Here is a 22,115-nt window from a genome sequence, read left to right on the forward strand (position 1 = left end):
TCGATCTCCTTAAAGTGCCAGCTCATCTATATTTTTGGGAAATAAATCTGCACTCAAGTAATACACTGGAATACTGGCCTGCAAATGCACACCTGAACGATCCTTAAGTTCAACTTGCTCGGTATGCTGCATTTGTGGTGCTTTAATGGCTTTTGCTATACGCAAATAAGCAACAAGTTCTTCAAGCCCCGCTTGTAAAGGATGTTCATGTGTTAAGTGGGCAATACTCATCACCCCTTTCTGTGCGAGCGTTTGATATACTTTTTCAGCAACAGCACGAACCCGTACATTGTCTAAGTACTTCAGCATCTGATCACTAGGTTCAGTCTTGTTTTGTTGCTCTTCGACCTCACGTGTATCCATATGTTCTGTGGGACTTTTTAAAGCAAGACTTTCAGGCGAATTCAGCTGGATGGAACCCACGGCTAAATCCACTTGTACTTCTGTTTTTAAATCACACTCCGATTCTAACAATGCCACTGCATTTTTTTCTAATTCCGACAACAACTGATCAATCAAACGGTTTTCCAATGCTGCACCACTTTCAATATAAGCTCTCAAACCTTCTTCTGTACGACGTCGGACTTGGAAAACTCGGCTACTTTCGCGTCCTAATTCACGCATTAACTGACCTAAATATTTACGTTGAGATTCGCTTAATTGTTGTGCAATAGGATGATTCAAAATACTGCGTAACTGCTCTCTAAACTCAGTAGAACGATCTTGATCCTGAAGTAATTGACAAAACCCATCAAAAGCACTGCCTGCATCACTTTGGGCAAGCAACTGCTCTTTTTCCATTAAGCTCAGCAATACTTCTCCACGTGAATAAGCACCACTAATCATATCTAGACGCAACTCTTTATCTCGTAGACGAATCTCATCTTCGACCCGTCTAAAATCGCCTGTAAGAATGGAAGCAAGTTGATAAATTTCTCGTATTCTTTCTTTTTGTTCTGATTCTTCTAATTGTGTAACAACACCCGCCAACAAAGCATCTATTTCATTTTGAATCACTAATTTTTTTTGTTCGAGCAACTCCACTCGTTCTTCAATATTTTCACTCAATGCGACCACAAAATCACGAACCGCATCCTGCACAATTCTTAAATGTGATGCTGTGGTATGGGTTGCTCGCTCATCCAAGCCCTGACAAAAACGTAATACGGTTTCGCTAATATCCGTTTTACTCAGCTTGCCATCTATTTCTCTGAGCCAGCCTGAATGAATCCAATGATTTAAATAATGCGCTGCATTATTTTCTGTCTGCCAAATACCCTGCTCACGACTAGATTTAATCAACTCATCCAAGACATTTCTTGCACGGCCATAAGGGACTTCATTTTGTTCTGCAAATAAGTCAACAATGAACGCTAAAATATGTGGTGCGTTATCTGCTCTTAATAATTTTCAAATTGAGTTTTCATGATATAAACGCCGATACTTGGCCTGTAACCCTAGAATATTCATGCCATTCCACATCATCTGTATGATGGTTATTTATTCTACAGTTATTTTTTAATCACCCAAGCAAATTACCAAGCAAGACGACACGAGTTGTCGCATAAAGTAAGATGATATAAACAATCACCTTACTTCATCGAAAAAAATAAAAAACAAACCTTATCTAACTTCTTTGTGTACAGTGACAGCAACCTTAACCTACCTCTCCCCATACACCGTTGCAATCAAATGCTCCACCACTTGCGGCTCAGCCAAAGTCGAAGTATCTCCTAAACTATCCAATTCATTCGCTGCAATTTTCCGCAAAATACGGCGCATGATTTTACCTGAGCGGGTTTTAGGTAAAGCAGGTGCCCAATGCAGCGCATCAGGCGTTGCCACAGGCCCCAAAATTTTGCGAACCCAATTGACTAATTCTTCACGCAACTCCTCTGACTCAGGTGTACCAACTTGCAAGGTTACAAAGGTGCAAATCCCCTGTCCTTTAATCTCATGGGGCATACCCACCACTGCCGCTTCAGCCACAGCTTCATGTGCCACCAAGGCACTTTCAATTTCTGCGGTACCTAAACGGTGCCCCGAAATATTCAAGACATCATCCACACGCCCTGTAATCCAGTAATAGCCATCTTCATCACGGCGTGCACCATCTCCTGTAAAATACGCACCCGGATAGGTCGAAAAATACGCTTCAATAAAACGTGCAGGGTCGCCCCAAATACCGCGCATTTGCCCTGGCCATGAATCTTTCATAATTAAATTGCCTTCGGTCGCGCCTTCCAGTTCATTACCTTCGGCATCGACAATTGCGGGTTGTACCCCAAATAAAGGGCGCGTCGCCGAACCGGGTTTCAGTGGCGTTGCACCTGGCAATGCTGAAATTAATATGCCCCCTGTTTCGGTTTGCCACCATGTATCTACAATTGGGCAACGTCCTTCACCTACTACGTTGTAATACCAGTTCCATGCTTCAGGATTAATTGGCTCACCGACTGAACCAAGTAAACGCAAGCTGCTGCGGTCACTTTCACGTACAAAACGATCTCCCTCTCGCATCATGGCGCGAATGGCAGTCGGCGCGGTATATAAAATGGTGATGTTGTGTTTATCAACAATATGCCCTGTGCGCGCCCAGCTTGGATAGTTCGGCACCCCTTCAAACATCACGGTAGATGTACCATTCGACAATGGCCCGTATAAGACATAAGAATGCCCTGTAATCCAGCCTACATCTGCGGTACACCAAAACACATCATCCCGTTTCAGGTCAAAGACTTCTCGGAACGTGCTATTCACATAGGTCAAATAACCGCCTGTGGTATGCAAAACACCTTTGGGTTTTCCAGTCGAACCCGAGGTATATAAAATAAATAGTGGATCTTCGGCATTCATCGGCTCAGGTGGGCAGATGTCATTCACCGACATAATTTCCATGTGATACCACAAGTCGCGTTCAGGCAGCATCTCAATCGGATTCCCTGTACGATGCACCACAATCACATTTTGCACACAGTCGGTACCTGCTACGTTTAAGGCAGCATCAACATTGGCTTTTAAATAAATTGGCTTGCCACCACGCATGGTCGAGTCTGCAGTAACAATCAGCTTGGCCTGACAGTCTTCAATTCGGCTAGCCAAAGCATCGGGAGAAAAACCACCAAAAACCACACAATGCACTGCACCAATTCGTGCACAGGCCAGCATGGCAATCGCAGCTTCGGAAACCATTGGCATGTACAGCACCACCCGATCACCTTTTTGCACCCCGTTCTTTTTCAGCACGTTGGCAAAACGACAGGTCTCATCATGCAAAGAAGCAAAAGAAACCACTTTATGCCGAGATGGATGATCTCCTTCCCAAATAATTGCAGGTTTATGCGGATGTTCTTTTAAATGACGGTCTAAGCAATTGGCACTGACATTCAGTTGCCCATCGGCAAACCATTCAATTTTAAAATGCTCGGGGTCAAAGTTGGTATTTTTGACTTGAGTAAAAGGTTTAATCCAATCTAAGCGTTGGGCTTGCTCTGCCCAATAAGTATCAGGGTCATCTATAGATTGTTGATAGCGTTGAAAATATTCTGCCTCAGTGGTGCGGGCAGTCTTTTTAAATTCATCTGGAACAGGATATACGTCTTTCATCTGCTACTTCCTTGATGTTCTTGCATCTCTCACGAGATGTATGCCACGTTATTGATTATTATTTCTGCACATTTACAGTATGAACTTTCTTTTTTATGGCTCACCATTCGGCTTTAGTCGCATAAATTTTATACAAACAAGAGCATGCCAAATCGTTGATCGAATGCCATGTCCTTGCATTCATACTTTTCAGGTTTACATTCCACTGTACTGCGCATTGCATTATTTTTAAAGAAAATATCGTCCAATAATCGCGAGTATTAACATTTTTTTACGCAGCCAATCATCCATGCCAACGACCCTGTCTTACAGATAAAACCACATACAACTAGCATTTTAAGCGCCAAAAAATAGTACGCTCATCACTTCTCTCCAAGTTGTCTAAAATACTCGCAAGTAAGCATTGCTTCATTAACCAAATTGAGTTTTTCAGGCAAAATAGTCACTTCATTTTGAATTCGGAATTATCGTGGCAGAATCCAAACCCTCACTCAGTGAAGTTTCTGAAAACACCAGCCAGCTGTTGCAGGAAGCCACTGAAAAAACCACGCAAACCGTGATCAATCATACGGCCAAGTACAATGACGCCTACTCCACCATCGACAAAATTATGGAAGGATTTTGGGAGCGTGTGCCGTATTTAATGATTGCAGCCGTGGTGCTGATTCTGTTTTGGCTGCTTGCCCGTGTGTTTAAATGGTTTGTCCGCAAGACCCTAAACAATCGTTCCTATACCCGACAAAATTTGGTTTTGGTGCTGAATCGGGTCGGTAGCTCTGCAATTATTTTCTTTGGTTTTCTAATTGCGATGGTGATTGCAATTCCAGGTTTTACCCCAAGCCAACTGATGAGTGCTTTAGGTCTAGGCTCCGTGGCAATTGGTTTTGCTTTTAAAGATATTTTCCAGAATTTATTATCGGGTGTACTGATTTTGATTGGAGAACCATTTAAAATTGGTGATGACATCATCGTGAATAATATGGAAGGTACGGTAGAAGATATTCAGATTCGTGCCACCTTCCTGCGCTCTCCCGATGGGCGTCGAATCGTGATTCCAAATGCTACGGTGTATACCAGTGCCGTAACGGTCAATACGGCTTATACCCGTCGTCGTTGCGAGTTTGTGGTCGGTATTGGTTATGAAGATGACGTGCAAAAAGCCAAAGATATTATTTTGGCCATTTTAGACCGTGACATCAAAATCTTGAGCCAGCCTGCATTTAGCGTCAATGTCACTGCCTTGGCCGATTTTTCGATTAATTTAAATGTGCGTTGGTGGGTAAATACCACCGAAACCACCACCTCAGCATCCATCAGTGAAGTGCAGGAACGAGTGATTGCCGCGTTTGCCGAACATCACATTTCGATTCCTTATCCTGTGCAGGAAGTGAAAGTTTATCGTGGTGATGCAGCAGTCAATGAAGATGATTCAGCCCGCGCTAAACAAACGCCCTAAAACATAAGCAATCACAGTTTCGGTACGAATAATACGGTTGCCCAAATGTCGCGCTTGGCAGCCGTTTTTTTCGAGTAAATCAATTTCGTAGGGAATAAATCCACCTTCTGGGCCAATCACAATACTGCATGGATGTTGAATGGCATGTGGCATAACTTGATCGGTATAAGGATGCGCCACATAAGCAGGACAATCGGCAGAAATCAAACTGGGTAAAACATCTTCCACAAAGGGTTTAAAGCGTTTATAAAGTTGGATCTCTGGTGCAATGGTATCGCCTGCTTGCTCCAAACCCAACGTCACATATTGATCCAACTGCTGTAAAAAAGGCGTTTGCCAATAGCTTTTATCAACCCGATAGCTGTGCAGTAAAATAATTTTATCCACACCTAGCGTCACGCTATCCATAATTAAACGACGTAATACTTTAGGGCGTGGTAAAGCCACAATCAGGGTCACAGGCAGTTTTTTCGGTACAGCTTCTTCATACAGGGCTTTGACTTGAATCCGCTGCTCACTAACGTCCACCACTTCGGTCAAATAACGCTTGCCACCGCGAATCCCGACTTTTAAGCTGTCACCGACTTGTACACCGACATGCGTGTGTAAATGCTGCACTTGGCGCTGGGCGCTAATAGACCACACTTCATTTGTGGTCTGCCGAGGGTCAAGCAAAACGATATTCATATTTAAAGATACTGATTAATCACGTGAATATGCTCAGTTAAAGAGCCACGATTTTTATACATAATCACTTGAGCATTTTGATTCAGCTGTGCACGTAACGCAGGTTCAAACAACAATTGCGTTAACGTATTTACAGCTTGTTCAGCATTTTCGACCACATACACGGCTTCTGCTGCAACAAACTCATCCACAATACTTTGGAAGTTAAAATAATTTTTGCCCAATACCGTGGCGACATTTAAGGCCAAAGGCTCTAAAATATTATGCCCACCGCCAGGTTCATTCAGCGAACCACCGACATAACAGGCCTGACTTAAGGCGTACCACAACCACATTTCACCCATGCTATCGGCTAAATACACTTGTGTTTCAGGTTGAATCGCTTCAGCCAAGCTACGGCGCTGCATATTAAGTTGCAGTTTTTGTACCTGCATAGCCACTTCATCAAAACGCTCTGGATGGCGCGGCACAACAATACATAACAGTTCAGGATGCTGTGCGAAATAAGGTTTCAGTGCAGTCAATAATTGCTGTTCTTCAGGCGCATGGGTACTGGCAAGGGTAATAATTTTGCGATGTACCAATTGCCATGTCTGTTGCAACTGCGCGGCTTGCTCTACAAAATCTTCTGGTGCAGTAATATCAAATTTAATATTACCCACCACTTTTGTACGCTCGGCAGGCATCCCCAATGCAATAAAACGCTGCTGTGTGGCAGGGTCTTGCGCCAAAAGTTGCTGCAATTTTTGCAACATGCCGCGAGTTAATCCTTTAACTTTGGCATAACCTTTGGCCGATTTTTCCGAAAGCCGCGCATTAATCAACAAACACGGGACTTGAAAATGCTGCGCCTGATCAATCAAATTAGGCCACAATTCTGTTTCGACCAGTGCCAATAATTTAGGCTGATATTTCTGATAAAACTCACGAATTAAATGTACCTGATCGGCAGGTAAATACACAGCTTGAAATAAATCTAAATACGGTGCTTTTAAAAATAATGATTTGGCGCGTGCCTGCCCTGTTTTGGTGGTATTGGTGACTAAAACGGGATGTCCCACTTTTAAATAATGTTCAATTAGAGGTTGCGCGGCATTGGTTTCTCCCACCGACACCACATGAAACCAAATGGCATGTAAATTTTTAGCGGGCTGAAATGGGCCAAAACGCTCAAGCAGTTCTTGTTGTAATTGCTCAGGATGTTCGGCACGTTTACGAATACGTGACTGATAAATCGGTTTTAACAGCGCCAAGGCTGCGTTATACCAAAATGGAGTAGCCAAAAGATGCGCCCCAAAGAAAGATTATCGGCAAAATATAACAGAGCCACACGCGCATGTTAATTGCATGTGGCGCTATACTGGCTTTTATTCTACAGCGTGTTGTGTTTCCGCCAAAGTTGGATAATCGATATAGCCTTCTGCAACGGCTGTACCAATCATGTTTTCCAGCTTGAGTTCGTTTAAAGGTACATCTGCCAATAAACGCTCATACAAGTCTGGATTGGCAATATACGCCTTACCAAATGACACCGCATCGGCCTTGCCCGAAGCCAATAATTCCACGGCATCAGCACGACTTAAACGCATGTTCGCGATATATGGCACACCGCCTGAACGTACTTTCATTTCTTGGGAAATGCTGTCTTCGGCTAAATATTCGCGGGTAAAGAAAAAGGCGATTTTACGCTGCCCCAATTGCTGCATGACATAGCCAAAGGTTTCACGTGGATCATCATCTCCCATGTCGTGCTCATCGCCACGTGGTGCTAAATGCACACCGACTCGACCTGCGCCCCAGACTTCAATTAAGGCGTCCATCACTTCTAACAAGAAACGCGCACGATTTTCAACCGAACCACCGTATTCATCGTCACGTTGGTTGGTTTTGCTTTGCAGGAATTGATCAATCAAATAACCATTGGCTGCATGCAACTCTACCCCATCAAATCCTGCTTCTTTGGCACGGATGGCGGCTTGTTTATATTGCTCGGTAATGGTGTGGATTTCTGCAATTTCTAAGGCACGTGGCAACACATATTCACGTTTAGGACGCAACAAACTGACATAACCTGCTTGTTGTACCGCACTTGCCGATACTGGTGTTGCACCATTGAGTAAATCTGGATGTGAAACACGACCTACATGCCACAGTTGCGCCACAATCAAACCACCTTTGGCATGCACGGCATCGGTAACGAGTTTCCAACCCTGCACTTGAGCATCGGTAAACAATCCTGGGGTATTTAAATAACCATTGGCTTCTTCAGAAATTACGGTCGCTTCTGAAAGAATCAAACCTGCACTGGCACGCTGTGCATAATATTCTGCCATCATTGGCGTTGGAACACGGTCATCGCTGGCGCGGCTACGGGTTAAAGGTGCCATCACCACACGGTTTTTTAGATGCAGATCACCCAAAACTAAAGGAGAGTCTAATTCAGCCATTTTTGCCTCTAATCTCACAGTTAAAGTGAGTGTTTTAAATATTCGACATATTGCTGAATGAGTGCTTCATTACGAGAAAAATACGACCATTGTCCATATTTTTCTGCACGAATAAGACCTGCCTGTTGCAGTACCGATAAATGATTTGACATGGTCGATTGCGACACGTTGCCCAAACGCTCAATGTGTCCTGCACATACGCCACGCTTAAAGTCGCCACACTCATCTACCGACAAAAATTGTTCTGGTGCTTTTAACCATTCTAAAATTTGCCGACGGGTAGGATTGGCTAAGGCTTTAAAGATTAAATCGACATCCATCATTCAGACACATATTCGTAAATATAAGCCCAATTCAGCAGCTGCTTTTAATATATCGTATTTTTTCGATATTAATATCGTTTTTTTACGATTTATATAAATTTTTAAGCAACTCAACTGAATTGGGCAGGCTCATTATGATCTTACAGACCCTAACTTATAGACCCTGTTTTAAACTGGCTTCAATAAACTTATCTAAATCACCATCTAAAACTGCACCTGTATTTGAAGTTTCCACGCCTGTACGCAAGTCTTTAATCCGCGAGTCATCCAATACATAAGAACGAATTTGGCTGCCCCAACCAATATCAGACTTCGAGTCTTCTAAAGCTTGAGCCGCCTCATTACGTTTACTCATTTCCAGTTCATACAACTTAGCACGTAACTGTTTCCACGCATGGTCACGGTTGGCGTGTTGCGAACGTTGGTTCTGACAAGCCACCACAATACCTGTAGGTGCGTGGGTTAAACGTACCGCAGAGTCAGTTTTGTTAATGTGCTGACCACCTGCACCTGACGCACGATAAGTATCGGTACGGACATCGGCAGGGTTAATATCAATTTCAATATTGTCATCCACTTCTGGTGAAACGAACACTGCAGAAAATGACGTATGACGACGGTTACCTGAGTCAAATGGCGATTTACGCACTAAACGATGCACACCCGATTCGGTACGCAACCAACCATAGGCATATTCGCCTTCAACGCGAATGGTCGCAGATTTAATCCCTGCCACATCACCATCCGATTCTTCCATCAATTCTGCTTTAAAGCCGTGACGTTCAATCCAGCGCATATACATACGCAACAGCATCGATGCCCAGTCTTGCGCTTCTGTACCACCCGAACCCGCCTGAATTTCGACATAGCATGGGTTTGGATCCATTGGATTACTGAACATACGGCGGAATTCAAGCTTCGCCAGTTCTTCTTCTGCAGAAGTCAATTCAGACTGCACATCCACCAATAAATCTTCATCATCGGCTTCAACGGCTAAATCCAGCATGGCTTGGGCATCTTCTAACTGGGTCGCCAAACCTTCTAGGACATGAATCACGTTTTCAAGCTCGCCCTTTTCTTTGGCCATGGCTTGCGCACGACTTTGATCATTCCAGATTGCAGGATCTTCTAACTCGCGGAGAACCTCTTCTAAACGCTCTTTTTTCAGATCGTAGTCAAAGATACCCCCGTAGTGTTTGACCACGTTCGCTCAAGTCTTTTAATTGGTTTAGATAAGGATTAATTTCCACGTAAATTCTCTCAATTAACAATAAAGCTCAATAGCCAATAATTGTAGCACAGACCTGTTCTGGCATTTCTACCCTGCTGTAAATTCCAGCATAACTTTTCAGCTTTTATAGGTTGAATGCTAAATGTGGTTAAAAATAAAGATCGCTTTAAACTTTTTAAAACGAAAGCCTGATGATATCCAATCTAAAAAAACAGCATGCTCGATTAACACTGATGTTTATCTAAATGGCTGATCTATCTCCCTGATTTTTTGCCTGACACATTCAGCTGAAAACATGCTTAAAAAGTGGTGTATGGTAATTGCTTCAACCCGCCAAAATAAAACAAAGATGAAACAAGTTTGATGATTTAATGATCAACTTTAGTAAAATTCACAAAATACACATAGTTTTAATAAAACAAAACATTTAATTATTTCATTTTTATTTCAATCACTTAAACTCAAAATATTACACAAATTTACGCTTGAAACAATGCGGTAACTTTCCTGTGATTGACGCTGATTTTTTTTCGCCTAGACTGAAAGTTGTAACAAAAAATTTAACTGTTAACCAGATTTCAGAGGGGTACTTTCCATGAAAAAATTAGCAATCGCATCAGCCCTACTTTCAGCTTTGGCTATCACTGGTACTGCGAACGCATACCAAGCTGAAATTGGTGCATCAGCAGCTTATGTCGATCCAGACAACGGTAGTTCAGGCAACGCTTTTGGTGTAGATGGTACTTATTACTTTAACCCTGTACAAACCCGTAATGCGCCTTTGGCTGAAGCGGCTTATCTTGATCGTGCAAGCAATATTGGTGCATATGCAACTTTTGCAGACCGTGATAATATCGACAGCAATACTTACGGTGCTAGTGTAGAAGTATTCGTACCGAATTCTGACTTTTATGTAGGTGCTGGTGTTGCACAACATGAATTTGAAGAAAAAATAGGTGCTGTAAAGTTTAAAGATGATCTTACGACTTATCATGCAGAAGTCGGTTATTTACCAGCACCAGGCTTGCTAATTGCCGCAGGTCTTAAAGGCTATGACGATGACCATGATGATGGCGTAGACCCGACTTTACGTGCCAAATACGTAACGACACTTTCAAATGGTAAAGACATCAACCTTGAAGCAGGTGCTGCTTTTGGTGATCTCGATGAATACAATCTTGCTGCAGACTACTACATTGATAAAACCCTAAGCATTGGTGTCGATTACTACGACAATGATCTTCGCGATAGCAATGAGTTTGGTATCAATGCACGTAAATTCTTTACCCCACAAGTGAGCCTAGAAGGTCGTGTAGGCTTTGGTGAAGCTGGTAATGCTGACTACAACAGTTTTGGTATCGCTGCGAAATATCGCTTCTAAGCTTCGCTTCATTACATACTCAAACAGCACTCTTCTTCGGAAGGGTGCTTTTTTATGCCTCAAAATAAAGCAGTTAGGTAGAAATAGTGCATTGACTGTATGTTTATTTTCCGTACAATCAGCAACAACTGTAACAAAACAGTCATATTTCTACAACAGAGGGAATCTCAATAATGTTTAAAAAACTCGCGCTTGCAACTGCTCTTCTTGCTGGTTTAAGTACTGCTCATGCGTATCAAGCTGAAATTGGTGGATCACTTTTAGTGATTGATCCTGATTATGAAAATGCAGATACTTCTACAGGTTTTGCGCTTGATGGGACTTTTTACTTTAATCCAGTTCAAGTGAAGAACTCACCATTAAATGAAGCTGCGTTTTTAAATCGTGCAAGCAACGTTAATGCTGAGATTAGTTATATTGATTTTGATGTAGCTGAGAGTACTTCTTTTGGTATCGGTGTTGAATATTTTGTTCCAAATACAGACTTCTATGTAAGTGCTAGCATTGGTCAATCAACAATTGAAGAAGATGGTTTTGAGGATTTTGACACAACAAGTTATACAGCTGAGGTAGGTTACCTTCCAGTTTCAGGTTTACTCATTGCAGCGGGTATTGCTGGTTATGATAACGATGATACTGATGATTCTGATGCAACATTACGCGCTAAATATGTTACTCAAGTCGGTGCATACGACATGAACTTTGAAGGTGGCGTTGTTTTTGCTGATGATGAAATGTTCACTCTAGGTACAGATCTATATCTAGACAAAACATTTAGCATTGGCCTCGGTTATACCGATGACGGTGAAGATGATACCTTCCAAATTCGTGCTAAAAAATTCTTCAATCAACAAGTCAGCCTAGAAGGCTCTATTGACTTTGAAGAAAATGCAAATGTCTTCGGTCTTCGTGCTGCTTATCGCTTCTAATCCCTTACATTAAAAGCAAAAAAATCCGCTCAAATTTGAGCGGATTTTTTTATTTGGATTACTGCTCCAAATGCACAATCTGCAACTGCAAACTCACATTGCCATTAAACACATTGCGCTCTAACTCATAAACCAAACGCACATCATCCCGCATCGGGTTAAATTCAAATTTGTCTTTGGCACCAAACGCAATCGCATCAACCACTTGCCCATTGTCCAATGCCAAACGCAATTTTAAATGACTGTCCTTCAACCATCTAAAATCAACCACTTTAAACCGTCCCTCAAACACAGGCTGCGGAAACTTTTGTCCCCACGGTGCTAAATGCTGCAATAAATCTACCGTGTGTAAATCAAAAGCTTCTTGCGGCAATTCACCATCTGTCCATAGCACAGCATGAAATAAATCCGCATCCATTTGCGCAATGATCTGTTCAAAGACCTGTTTAAATTCTGCAAAGTGCGCCTTTTTAATGGTCAAACCTGCCGCAGCCGCATGCCCACCAAAATGACTGACCAAATATGGATATTGCTCTGCGACCAATTCAATGGTGTCACGTATGTGAACCCCTTCAATTGAACGGGCAGAGCCTTTAATATGCTCACCATCTTCATCGGCAGCAAATACAATCGCAGGGCGATGAAACTGTTCCTTTAAGCGTCCTGCAACAATTCCAATTACACCTTGGTGCCAATGTTCTTCAAACATGATCAAGGCATGCGGTAAATCGCTTTGATCTAACTGCAGCTTTTCCAACTCTGCCAGCGCATCCTGTTTAATTTGCCCTTCAACCTGACGGCGTTCCTGATTCAAACTGTTTAACTGACGCGCCAAAGCATAGGCACTTTGCATATCCGCCGACAGTAAACACTCGATTCCAATGTCCATGGTTTCCATGCGCCCTGCAGCATTAATGCGTGGCCCCAAGACAAAACCCAAATCCTGCGCTTTAAGCTGTGCGGGTTCACGTCCTGCCAAATCCAGCAATGCGCTAATCCCAGGACGACATAAATTCTGCTGTATCCGTTTTAAGCCTGCATCCACCAAAATACGGTTGTTATAATCCAGACTAGCGACATCGGCATAGGTGCCCAAGGCCACCAAATCTAAATATTGCGTTAAATTTGCAGCAGATTTACCCTGTTTTTTACGCTGACTGGATAAGTTCGCCAACACATAAAATGCCACGCCCACACCTGCCAAAGCTTTACTTGGAAAATCACAACCCAATTGATTCGGATTCACCACAGCCTCTGCATTTGGAGTGGCTTTTGTAGTGAGGTGGTGATCGGTGATGATGACCTGCATCCCCAAAGCTTGCGCACGCTCCACACCTGCATGACTGGAAATGCCGTTATCTACCGTAATTAATAAATCAGGTGCATAACGCTCAAAAGCCAAATCGGCAATGGCGGGGGTTAAGCCATAACCATATTTAAAACGGTCAGGTACTAAATACTGCACGTGTGCGCCCATTTCGCGCAATGCCAAAATCATGAGTGTGGTACTGGTCGCGCCATCGGCATCGTAATCGCCCACAATTACAATTTTTTTCTGCTGATCAATCGCCTGATCCATCAGCTGAATTGCTTCTGGTAGACCTTTCATGCTTGGAGCAAGCAAGTGCTTCAGTTTAAGTTCCAGCTCCTGCTCAGAGGCAACGCCACGGCGCGCTAAAATTTGGGCAACAAATGTAGAGACGCCCTGAAAGTTTTCAGGGCGTGTAAGCAAAGGTCTTTGTTTTATTAAAATTTTTGACATAGTTTCCAGTCATTTAAGGCATCAAGCGTTGTAGTTTCCAGTCACCTTCAATTTTTTCATAAGCTAAGCGGTCATGCAAACGGTTCGGACGGCCTTGCCAAAATTCGTAATAATCAGGCTGCAAGCGGTAGCCACCCCAAAATACGGGTTTTTGCAATTCAGATTGATCACCCACTTGGGCATGCAAGTCTTGGAAACGCGCCTGTAGTTCTTCACGGCTGGCAATCACACCACTTTGCGGAGTGCTAATATGCGCAGCGATTTGGTTGTCACGTGGGCGTTTGTGATAATACGCTGTCGATTCTTGCTCATCAATTTTTTCGACATAACCGCTGACACGAATCTGACGTTCCAGTTCAGGCCAGTAAAATAACAATTCAGCATAAGGATTGGCCGCTAAATCCAACCCTTTTTGACTGTCATAATTGGTATAAAAGTCATAGCCTGCTTCGGTGGCTCCACGCAGCAACACAGTACGCACATGCGGACGACCTTGCGCATTGGCAGTCGCCAATGACATCGCATACGGTTCATGCAACTTGGCTTCTAAGGCATGGTTAAACCAATTCAAAAACTGAATATGCGGATTGGCACTGACCTGTGCTTCTAGCAATTCACCTTTTTGGTAACTTAAACGCAGCTCACTTAAATCTTTAATTAAATCACTCACGATTTACCCCCTTTAGACGGCATGACGACGTACAGCATCGGCTAAATCTTTCGCCATTGCCTTCACTTCAGCCAAATCATCACCTTCCACCATGACACGAATCACAGGTTCAGTGCCCGATTTACGAATCAATAAGCGTCCACGACCTTTCAGCTGTTCCGTAGCACGGTCAAACTCTTCCACCAAGGCAGGAACGGTATACGGATCAAACATATTTGCTAAGCGCACGTTTTCCAGCACATTTGGCAACAGTTTAAAATCTGCCACCAATTCATGTAGGGCTTTATTTTGTTCGACCATCACCGTTAACACTTGCAAGGCAGCAATAATTGCATCACCTGTGGTGCTCTTGTCCAAAGTCAAAATATGCCCCGATGGCTCACCACCAATCACCCAGCCATTTTCTTCCAGACCTTGTAGCACGTAACGGTCACCGACATTGGCACGGAGTAATGGTACTTGGGCTTTTTCTAACGCCAATTCCAGCGCCATATTGCTCATTAACGTCCCAACAATACCTGCAGGTTTTTTCGAGCCTTGTGTGGCAAGAATATATAAAATGTGGTCACCATCAATTTGCTTGCCTTGACTATCCACCAAAATCACACGGTCTGCATCACCATCAAATGCAACACCCAAGTCCGCCTGATGCTCAAGCACTGCTTTTTGCAAACTTTCAGGATGGGTTGAGCCGCAATTTTCGTTGATGTTTAAACCATTTGGCTCATTGTGAATGGCAATCACTTTCGCACCTAATTCACGGAATACCGCAGGGCCAACATTGTAGGCAGCACCATTGGCGCAATCGACCACAATGGTGAGGTCATTTAAATCTAAATGATATGGAAAGGTCGATTTACAAAACTCGATGTAACGCCCATTGGCATCTTTAACACGAACGCTTTTACCCAAGTTGGCCGTATCATCAATTTTTAATTCTTGCTGCAATTCTTGGTTAATTTCTTCTTGCAAGGCATCTGGCAGCTTTTTCCCTTCGCCCGAGAAAAATTTAATCCCGTTATCAAAATACGGATTATGCGATGCTGAAATCACAATGCCTAAACTGGCATGCAAAGCGCGGGTTAAGTGCGCAATAGCGGGCGTCGGCAATGGGCCGAGCAAATGCACATAGACACCTGCGGCATTTAAACCCGCCTGTAATGCTGCTTCTAAAATATAGCCTGAAAGACGTGTATCTTTACCTAATACCACAATAGGTTTATTTTTTTTGGTGTGTTTTTTTAAAACTTTACCTGCTGCAAAACCTAGTTTTAATGCAAAATCAGGTGTAATTGGTAACTCTCCAAACTTCCCTCGAATGCCGTCTGTACCAAAATAACTCATATTGTTCTCACTTCTTAGGGGTGATCTTTATCATCACTTTTTTACTGCGAGTTACTTTACACCAAAAATGAAAAAGCCGTCACATTGATGACGGCTTTTATTTGAAAATGCTACTAAATATCAACCAACGCGATAGTTCATATTAACCAACGCGATAGTTCGGCGCTTCTTTAGTAATCGTCACATCATGCACGTGAGATTCCTGCATACCTGCTGCAGTAATTTTCACGAATTTAGCATTTTGGCGTAGATCTTCAATGGTTGAAGAACCTGTATAACCCATAGATGAACGTAAACCACCCATCATTTGATGCACGATGTTACCCATTGGACCTTTATACGGTACACGACCTTCAATACCTTCTGGTACAAGTTTTTCTGCACCTGCTTTCGAGTCTTGGAAATAACGGTCTGCAGAACCTGTTGCACCCGCCATTGCACCCAATGAACCCATACCACGGTATGCTTTGTAGTAACGACCTTGGAAGAATTCAACTTCGCCCGGTGCTTCTTCAGTACCAGCAAGCAATGAACCCACCATAATGGTACTTGCACCTGCACCAATCGCTTTGGCCATATCACCAGAGAAGCGAATACCACCATCGGCAATTAATGGAATCTGTTCTTTCAATGCATTGGCAACAGCGTCAATTGCAGAGATTTGCGGCATACCAATACCTGCCACAATACGTGTGGTACAGATTGAACCTGGGCCAATCCCCACTTTCACTGCGTCTGCGCCTGCATCTAACAATGCCAAAGCAGCATCGCCAGTTGCAATGTTACCGCCAATTACTTGAACTTGTGGATAGTTAGCTTTTACCCAACGTACACGCTCAATTACGCCTGCAGAGTGACCGTGTGCAGTATCAACCACAATCGCATCGACACCTGCTTCAACCAATGCTTCTACACGGCTTGGTGTTTCTGCGCCTGTACCCACTGCAGCACCCACACGTAAACGACCTAAGTCATCTTTACAGCTGTTTGGATACAATTCTGCTTTACGGAAATCAGTGACCGTAATTAAGCCTTTTAATTCCTGCTGGTCATTCACCACCAAGACTTTTTCAATACGATGCTGTTGCAATAAAGCTTGAATGTTTTCTTTAGATTCGTCTTCGCGTACTGTCACTAAACGATCTTGACCTGTCATGATGTTGCTGACAGGTTGCTCAAGGTTGGTTTCAAAACGTGTATCACGTCCTGTCACAATACCGACAACTTTGCCATCTTTTACTACAGGTACACCGCTAATATTATTGGCTTGAGTCAGCGCAATCAATTCACGTACTGTAGTTTCTGGCGTTACGGTAATCGGGTCTTTCACCATACCCGCTTCAAATTTTTTCACACGGCGCACTTCGGCTGCTTGCGCAACGATGTCCATGTTTTTATGCAAAATACCAATACCACCGTTTTGCGCCATCGCAATTGCCATACGAGATTCAGTCACCGTATCCATTGCTGCTGAAACCAAAGGAATATTCAGGTCAATGCCGCGCGTAAAACGTGTCTTTAAGGAGACATCTTTTGGGAGAACAGTAGAATAGGCAGGGAGTAATAAGACATCATCGAAGGTTAACGCTTCTTGAACGATGGTCAGCATAACAGTCTCACTGGTAATTTCCGTGAGCCATTATAAACAAATCTGGGCACAAATTTCATTTGTTCTCTAAGAAATATTTTTTATTCTGCCCTTCTGGGGGATGCGACATGAAAAAATCGGTAATTTTCATCTAAAAATTGAAGTTTTCATCCTTAGTTTGCTTTTTAGCCGTGCAGGTTTAAAACTTGCGATGTTTCATTTTTCAGGCAGATAAAGCCGCTTCAATGTGAACCATGATTGGCTATTTATCCAAAATTAGCCGTAAAAAAAAGCAAAGCCGCAGCTTTGCTTTTTCAATCTGGATTGCGATCAACAACTTAAAGCACCATTAAACCACTTGATCGAAGTCATCATCATTCACAGAAATGGCTGGATCGACTTGCACAAATGGAATCATGTTATGCGCACGACGTGCTTTATTGCATTGATCATCGGCAATTTGCACTTCTTTACAAGAGCTGCTGCGTAATTCATAAATCCCGCAGCTCACTTGCTGTCCAACTTCACCTTCTAAAGCGACACAACGCGGCTGACTCTGATTGGTACCACACATGCATGAATAGACTGCTGTTACTGGTTCCGTGTAGTGCTCAGGCATATTCATGCCTTCAGCCCAATAAAATGAAACACGGAAATAAGCGCAACACGCGCCGCAGCTTAAGCAGGCATCTGCTGTAGGTACTTGAGACAACATTCGTTAAGTTCTCGTCATCAAAAAAATCGTTTTTGGGCGAAAATCTTAAAAAAAGTTGTTTTTGCACTCAAGTTTTTTTTACAGTTTTTTCAGCTTTTTTTGTCGCTTATTCAGGGCAGCTAAAAACGTGTTCGTCCATCAAATCGACGCCACATTCCAGTGTTTCAATCCAGTCTAAGAATTGATTCACCTGTTCTTTGCCCACAAATGGCGTACCGTGTTGCGGCACAATCATTTCAACGTCCATGGTGCGTACCATATTCACCCAGAGGCGAATCACTTTATTGGAACACATATAGCGCTGATGAAAGCCTTTCATCGCAGGAATATGCGCAGCAAAATCAGTCAATGGAATTGAAGCATCTTCCACCATTGACGCACCCATATCACCAGAAAATAAAATTTTGGCGATAGGATCATAAAACTGGAAATTACCAACAGAGTGTAAGAAATGCGCAGGCACAGCAATAATTTTAGACTCACCCAAAGGAATTGCCTGACCTTCATCTGGCAGTTCCACCAAACGATCTAACCAGTTGCCTTTCATACGGTCGCTCATAAAAGATGAGCTTAAGTGCGGCAAGAAACGCGCCCACAATTTTGATGCTACGATTTTTGCTTCGGTATAGACCAACCAACGCGGCATTGAAGTGATGATGTCTGGGTCTTGGTGCGATGCCATGACATAGTCAAGATTGGTCAAACGGGTATATTTGTTTAATTCCATGGTCAGTGGTACATAGGTCAGGTCGCCACCTGGGTCTAGCACTGCGGCACGGTTATTATCAATGATCAGAAATTGGTTGGCCTGAACACCTTCACCTTTGACCAAACTGGTAAAACTAATACATTTATGTGTCCCATTATCAAATAAGACCTGCGATGTTGTACGGTCAAATGCCATAACCAATCCCCAATTTTTTCATTTTAAAAATAGATTTTCTATCACTGAATAACATATAGCTATTTATGGAAAGTTACAATAAATAAAATGGCTCAGATTATCTGAAATATCAGTGAATTGCAGTACCATTCACATAAATAAATCCCGAGCAGTTTGCTCAGGATTTATGCATTTTAATGAATAATTTAGAATAAATAATGTTGCGCCAAAGTCGACACACCAATAATCAAGAAAATCAATGCGCCAATTTTATGAATTAAAGCAATTGGCAATCGGGTCGCTAATTTATTGCCAATAAATACCGCAGGTGCATTGGCCAGCATCATCCCCAAAGTGGTTCCAAGCATGACCCAAAACACGCTGTCATAACGTGCGGCTAAAGCCACTGTGGCAATTTGAGTTTTATCGCCAATTTCTGCCAAAAAGAACAATACAAAGGTCGCGCCAAATACACCGTATTTTTGCCACTTGTTGATGCTTTCAGTTTCATCATCTAGCTGGTCTGGAATAAGCATCCAAATCGCCATGCCAATAAAACCTAAAGACAAAATCCACAATAAAATTTCTGGGCTAAGTACCGTGGTAATCCACTGCCCTAAAACTGCAGAAAGTCCGTGGTTAATGAGTGTTGCCAGTAAAATAGCAACCAAGATTGGAGCAGGTTTACGAAAACGTGCCGCGAGTAATAAAGCCAATAGTTGGGTTTTATCACCCATTTCGGCTAAGGCGACAATGGCAGTCGAGATGAGGAATTCATACATGATGTTTTTCTCTGGCTAGCACACATACCAATGACCTATCCCTCCTGCTAGCCAAAATCTGCAGAGTGATAAATCAAAGGTCTTGCCAACAAAAGAAAGCTTGAAAAAGCAGACTTGGTTCTTTGCTATGATGACCATGTTCTGTGGAACAAATATGTTGACCATCACCTTTTTACTGCATTCAGTTGAAACAGAAATTAGTAAAAAGCGGCTACTCCCCAATGAAGTACAGCTATTCTAAACGGAATACTGCGGTTAAGCAAATTTAGCCGAATAACGGCAGTGACAAAAAACCCTGCCGCAGCAGGGTTTTATAAAGCTTTTCTGAGTTTAGAGCAGCAAGCTACGAATATCTGCCAACAACTGGGTCAGTTTATGGGTAAAACGTGCTGCATCTGCACCATTAATTACCCGATGGTCATACGACAATGACAATGGCAACATCAAGCGCGGATCAAAGCCTTCACCATTCCAGACAGGCTGCATGGTCGCTGGTGAAATACCCAAAATCGCAACCTGCGGCCAGTTCACCAACGGCGTAAATGCCGTACCGCCAATCGAACCTAAACTGGTGATGGTAAAGTTTGCACCTTGTAAATCTTTAGGCGACAACTTTTTATCACGCGCTTTTTGACTCAACTCACCCAGTTCAATCGCAATTTGTTTAATCGATTTCTGATCTGGATTACGTAGTACAGGCACGGTTAAACCATCGGGGGTTGCCACCGCAATGCCCATGTGGATTTCTTTACGCAGCAGCACAGACTTTTGATCGTCTGCCAGATGCGCAGCGAAATATGGCTCATCTTTCAGCAAATGCGCTACTGCTTTGGCAATGAACGCCAAAATGGTCAGGCTGACACCTTCTTTTTTGAAGTTGGCTTTCAATTCACCGCGCCACGCTTCTAGCTCGGTAATATCGGCCAAATCAAATTGCGTGACTTGTGGGATGTAATTGTTCAGGGACAATTGCGGAATTGACACTTGTTGTAAGCGCGTCAAATCTTTTTCTTCCACACCACCAAATGCACTAAAGTCAGGTAGCTTTGGCAAACCTGTAACTTGCTGTGTTGTAGCAGCGACAGGAACAGTCTGCGGCGCAGTAAGACGCGCTTTGACATAAGCCTTCAAGTCTTCTTTGAGTACACGCGCATGTGGGCCAGTGGCGTTTACATCTGCTAAAACAACACCCAACTCACGTGCCAGTTTACGCACAGCAGGGCCTGCATACACTTTTGCATTGGCTTCATGTTGCGCCTTACTCAATTTGTCTACATTCGTATGCGCGCTTGCTGCAACTGTCGTGCTTTGTGCTGTAGATGCAGCACTGACTGCTGGCGATGTACTTGGTGCAGAGGCAACTTGAGCTGCTGCAACTGCTGTTGGTGCAGCTGCGCTTGCAGTTACTATCGTCACTAATGCATTGCCCTGCGCAACACTTTGTCCTAATTCTACATGAATCGCTTGAATCACGCCTGCAGTAGTACTTGGCACTTCTACCGTAGCCTTGTCTGATTCCACCACAATCAAACTTTGGTCAGCAGCAACCGTATCGCCCACTTGTACCAAAATTTCTGCCACTGTGGCTTTATCGACCCCTAAATCAGGCACTGCGACTTCAACCTGTGCTGATGCTGTTGTTTGTGGTGCCGATGCAGTTGCTGCGCTCGCTGTTGCAGCAGCCGCTTCTGCTGATGCCACTTGAGGTGTTTCCACCTGTGTGACTGCAGCAGCGGCGGTTTTCACTTTCAGAATCACCACACCTTCTTTTACGGTATCACCCGTATTGATTTGGATAGCGGTAACTGTACCCGACACCGTACTCGGCACTTCTACTGTGGCTTTGTCCGACTCCACCACAATAATGCTTTGATCAACATCAATCGCATCGCCGACTTGTACTAAAATTTCCCCAACAACGGCTTTTTCCACGCCAATGTCAGGTACTTGTACATCTACTTCTTGCGCAGTGTTTGATGTCGCTGAGCTTGGTTCTGCAGCGATCACTGGTTCAGCATCTTGCTTCGGTGCAGCATCTACTTGGGCTTGCGGTGCAGCAACTTCTGTAGCAGCTGCCGTTTGAGCTTCAGTTTCCAACTCAATCAGCACCGCACCTTCAGTCACTTCATCGCCTTGTTGTACCAAAATACTTTTCACCACCCCTGCAACGGTGCTGGGTACTTCAACAGAGGCTTTGTCTGATTCCAATAGGACAATGCTGTCATCAACTGCAATCGTGTCGCCAACTTTGACAAGAATATCTGCAACAGTGGCTTTATCGACACCAATATCAGGCGTTTGAATTTGCATG

Annotated in this window: 17 protein-coding genes, 1 pseudogene and 1 riboswitch; of the genes and pseudogenes, 3 read left to right on the plus strand and 15 right to left on the minus strand. The window is 43.4% G+C overall.

The window, feature by feature from the left end; translation table 11 throughout:
- Positions 1-9: 9 nt before the first annotated feature.
- Positions 10-1,470, minus strand: a pseudogene (locus tag ACEO2X_RS04200) (DUF3375 domain-containing protein).
- A 192-nt stretch (positions 1,471-1,662) separates the two neighbouring features.
- The gene (gene acs / locus ACEO2X_RS04205) at positions 1,663-3,606 is read right to left on the minus strand and encodes an acetate--CoA ligase (protein WP_371971118.1); all 1,944 of its coding nucleotides are present in this window, start codon (positions 3,604-3,606) and stop codon (positions 1,663-1,665) included.
- A gap of 469 nt (positions 3,607-4,075) precedes the next feature.
- Between acs and ACEO2X_RS04210 the strand changes: the two genes are divergently transcribed.
- The gene (locus tag ACEO2X_RS04210) at positions 4,076-5,062 is read left to right on the plus strand and encodes a mechanosensitive ion channel family protein (RefSeq protein WP_317089754.1); all 987 of its coding nucleotides are present in this window, start codon (positions 4,076-4,078) and stop codon (positions 5,060-5,062) included.
- Here ACEO2X_RS04210 and ACEO2X_RS04215 read toward each other — a convergent pair.
- The 5 genes from ACEO2X_RS04215 to prfB all read right to left on the minus strand — a co-directional run bounded on the left by ACEO2X_RS04215 (position 5,036) and on the right by prfB (position 9,769).
- On the minus strand, positions 5,036-5,749 hold the full coding sequence (locus tag ACEO2X_RS04215) for a 16S rRNA (uracil(1498)-N(3))-methyltransferase (RefSeq protein ID WP_371971119.1): 714 nt from the start codon (positions 5,747-5,749) through the stop codon (positions 5,036-5,038). The two genes, ACEO2X_RS04210 and ACEO2X_RS04215, sit on opposite strands and share 27 nt — an antisense overlap.
- A gap of 2 nt (positions 5,750-5,751) precedes the next feature.
- Positions 5,752-7,032: a 3-deoxy-D-manno-octulosonic acid transferase gene (locus ACEO2X_RS04220; protein ID WP_371971120.1), complete on the minus strand. Its 1,281-nt coding sequence runs from the start codon at positions 7,030-7,032 to the stop codon at positions 5,752-5,754.
- An 84-nt stretch (positions 7,033-7,116) separates the two neighbouring features.
- Positions 7,117-8,196 carry an alkene reductase gene (locus tag ACEO2X_RS04225; protein WP_096901672.1) on the minus strand — a complete coding sequence of 360 codons (1,080 nt, stop codon included), beginning with the start codon at positions 8,194-8,196 and terminating at the stop codon, positions 7,117-7,119.
- Positions 8,197-8,216: 20 nt separating this feature from the next.
- A complete protein-coding gene (locus ACEO2X_RS04230; protein ID WP_019837093.1) occupies positions 8,217-8,516 on the minus strand; it encodes a helix-turn-helix transcriptional regulator in 300 nt (99 codons plus the stop codon).
- Positions 8,517-8,673: 157 nt separating this feature from the next.
- Positions 8,674-9,769 (minus strand): peptide chain release factor 2 gene (prfB, locus tag ACEO2X_RS04235; RefSeq protein WP_179994026.1). Its coding sequence is split into 2 segments (ribosomal slippage): positions 8,674-9,696 and positions 9,698-9,769, totalling 1,095 coding nucleotides; the frame shifts between segments, so codons are not numbered across the junction.
- A 576-nt stretch (positions 9,770-10,345) separates the two neighbouring features.
- On the opposite strand from prfB, the gene ACEO2X_RS04240 reads away from it, so the two are divergent.
- Together ACEO2X_RS04240 and ACEO2X_RS04245 are read left to right on the plus strand one after the other, a co-directional pair.
- Positions 10,346-11,131, plus strand: coding sequence for a putative porin (locus ACEO2X_RS04240; protein WP_371971121.1), 786 nt, complete (start codon positions 10,346-10,348; stop codon positions 11,129-11,131).
- A 173-nt stretch (positions 11,132-11,304) separates the two neighbouring features.
- Positions 11,305-12,060, plus strand: a complete 756-nt coding sequence (locus ACEO2X_RS04245) for a putative porin (protein WP_371971122.1) — start codon at positions 11,305-11,307, stop codon at positions 12,058-12,060.
- A gap of 58 nt (positions 12,061-12,118) precedes the next feature.
- Here ACEO2X_RS04245 and recJ read toward each other — a convergent pair whose 3' ends face one another.
- From recJ to ACEO2X_RS04285, 8 genes are all read right to left on the minus strand, one after another.
- The gene (gene recJ, locus ACEO2X_RS04250; protein WP_180043489.1) at positions 12,119-13,822 is read right to left on the minus strand and encodes a single-stranded-DNA-specific exonuclease RecJ; all 1,704 of its coding nucleotides are present in this window, start codon (positions 13,820-13,822) and stop codon (positions 12,119-12,121) included.
- Between the two features lie 13 nt (positions 13,823-13,835).
- Positions 13,836-14,492 carry a pyridoxamine 5'-phosphate oxidase gene (gene pdxH / locus ACEO2X_RS04255; protein ID WP_131261206.1) on the minus strand — a complete coding sequence of 219 codons (657 nt, stop codon included), beginning with the start codon at positions 14,490-14,492 and terminating at the stop codon, positions 13,836-13,838.
- A gap of 12 nt (positions 14,493-14,504) precedes the next feature.
- Positions 14,505-15,836 (minus strand): phosphoglucosamine mutase, encoded by a 1,332-nt coding sequence (glmM, locus tag ACEO2X_RS04260; protein ID WP_131261207.1) that lies wholly within the window; start codon positions 15,834-15,836, stop codon positions 14,505-14,507.
- A 142-nt stretch (positions 15,837-15,978) separates the two neighbouring features.
- Positions 15,979-17,445 carry an IMP dehydrogenase gene (guaB, locus tag ACEO2X_RS04265; protein ID WP_004974257.1) on the minus strand — a complete coding sequence of 489 codons (1,467 nt, stop codon included), beginning with the start codon at positions 17,443-17,445 and terminating at the stop codon, positions 15,979-15,981.
- 328 nt (positions 17,446-17,773) lie between these two features.
- Entirely contained in the window at positions 17,774-18,139 is a 366-nt protein-coding gene (locus ACEO2X_RS04270) for a YkgJ family cysteine cluster protein (protein ID WP_004974255.1), read from the minus strand.
- Between the two features lie 106 nt (positions 18,140-18,245).
- On the minus strand, positions 18,246-19,043 hold the full coding sequence (locus tag ACEO2X_RS04275) for an MBL fold metallo-hydrolase (protein WP_004974253.1): 798 nt from the start codon (positions 19,041-19,043) through the stop codon (positions 18,246-18,248).
- A gap of 185 nt (positions 19,044-19,228) precedes the next feature.
- The gene (locus tag ACEO2X_RS04280) at positions 19,229-19,804 is read right to left on the minus strand and encodes a TMEM165/GDT1 family protein (RefSeq protein WP_004974251.1); all 576 of its coding nucleotides are present in this window, start codon (positions 19,802-19,804) and stop codon (positions 19,229-19,231) included.
- Positions 19,805-19,876: 72 nt separating this feature from the next.
- A riboswitch (yybP-ykoY riboswitch) is annotated at positions 19,877-20,036 on the minus strand.
- Positions 20,037-20,134: 98 nt separating this feature from the next.
- A complete protein-coding gene (locus ACEO2X_RS04285; RefSeq protein WP_179988751.1) occupies positions 20,135-22,114 on the minus strand; it encodes a 2-oxo acid dehydrogenase subunit E2 in 1,980 nt (659 codons plus the stop codon).
- Position 22,115 lies beyond the last annotated feature (1 nt).

The organism is Acinetobacter sp. AL9, assembly GCF_041464035.1.
GTDB lineage: Bacteria > Pseudomonadota > Gammaproteobacteria > Pseudomonadales > Moraxellaceae > Acinetobacter > Acinetobacter towneri.

Bases quoted from the DNA above. Each gene is read 5' to 3' on its own strand.
- acs (WP_371971118.1), bottom strand. From the start codon at position 3,606: ATGAAAGACGTATATCCTGTTCCAGATGAATTTAAAAAGACTGCCCGC.
- ACEO2X_RS04215 (WP_371971119.1), bottom strand. From the start codon at position 5,749: ATGAATATCGTTTTGCTTGACCCTCGGCAGACCACAAATGAAGTGTGG.
- ACEO2X_RS04225 (WP_096901672.1), bottom strand. From the start codon at position 8,196: ATGGCTGAATTAGACTCTCCTTTAGTTTTGGGTGATCTGCATCTAAAA.
- ACEO2X_RS04230 (WP_019837093.1), bottom strand. From the start codon at position 8,516: ATGGATGTCGATTTAATCTTTAAAGCCTTAGCCAATCCTACCCGTCGG.
- ACEO2X_RS04240 (WP_371971121.1), top strand. From the start codon at position 10,346: ATGAAAAAATTAGCAATCGCATCAGCCCTACTTTCAGCTTTGGCTATC.
- ACEO2X_RS04245 (WP_371971122.1), top strand. From the start codon at position 11,305: ATGTTTAAAAAACTCGCGCTTGCAACTGCTCTTCTTGCTGGTTTAAGT.
- recJ (WP_180043489.1), bottom strand. From the start codon at position 13,822: ATGTCAAAAATTTTAATAAAACAAAGACCTTTGCTTACACGCCCTGAA.
- glmM (WP_131261207.1), bottom strand. From the start codon at position 15,836: ATGAGTTATTTTGGTACAGACGGCATTCGAGGGAAGTTTGGAGAGTTA.
- guaB (WP_004974257.1), bottom strand. From the start codon at position 17,445: ATGCTGACCATCGTTCAAGAAGCGTTAACCTTCGATGATGTCTTATTA.
- ACEO2X_RS04270 (WP_004974255.1), bottom strand. From the start codon at position 18,139: ATGTTGTCTCAAGTACCTACAGCAGATGCCTGCTTAAGCTGCGGCGCG.
- ACEO2X_RS04275 (WP_004974253.1), bottom strand. From the start codon at position 19,043: ATGGCATTTGACCGTACAACATCGCAGGTCTTATTTGATAATGGGACA.
- ACEO2X_RS04280 (WP_004974251.1), bottom strand. From the start codon at position 19,804: ATGTATGAATTCCTCATCTCGACTGCCATTGTCGCCTTAGCCGAAATG.
- ACEO2X_RS04285 (WP_179988751.1), bottom strand. From the start codon at position 22,114: ATGCAAATTCAAACGCCTGATATTGGTGTCGATAAAGCCACTGTTGCA.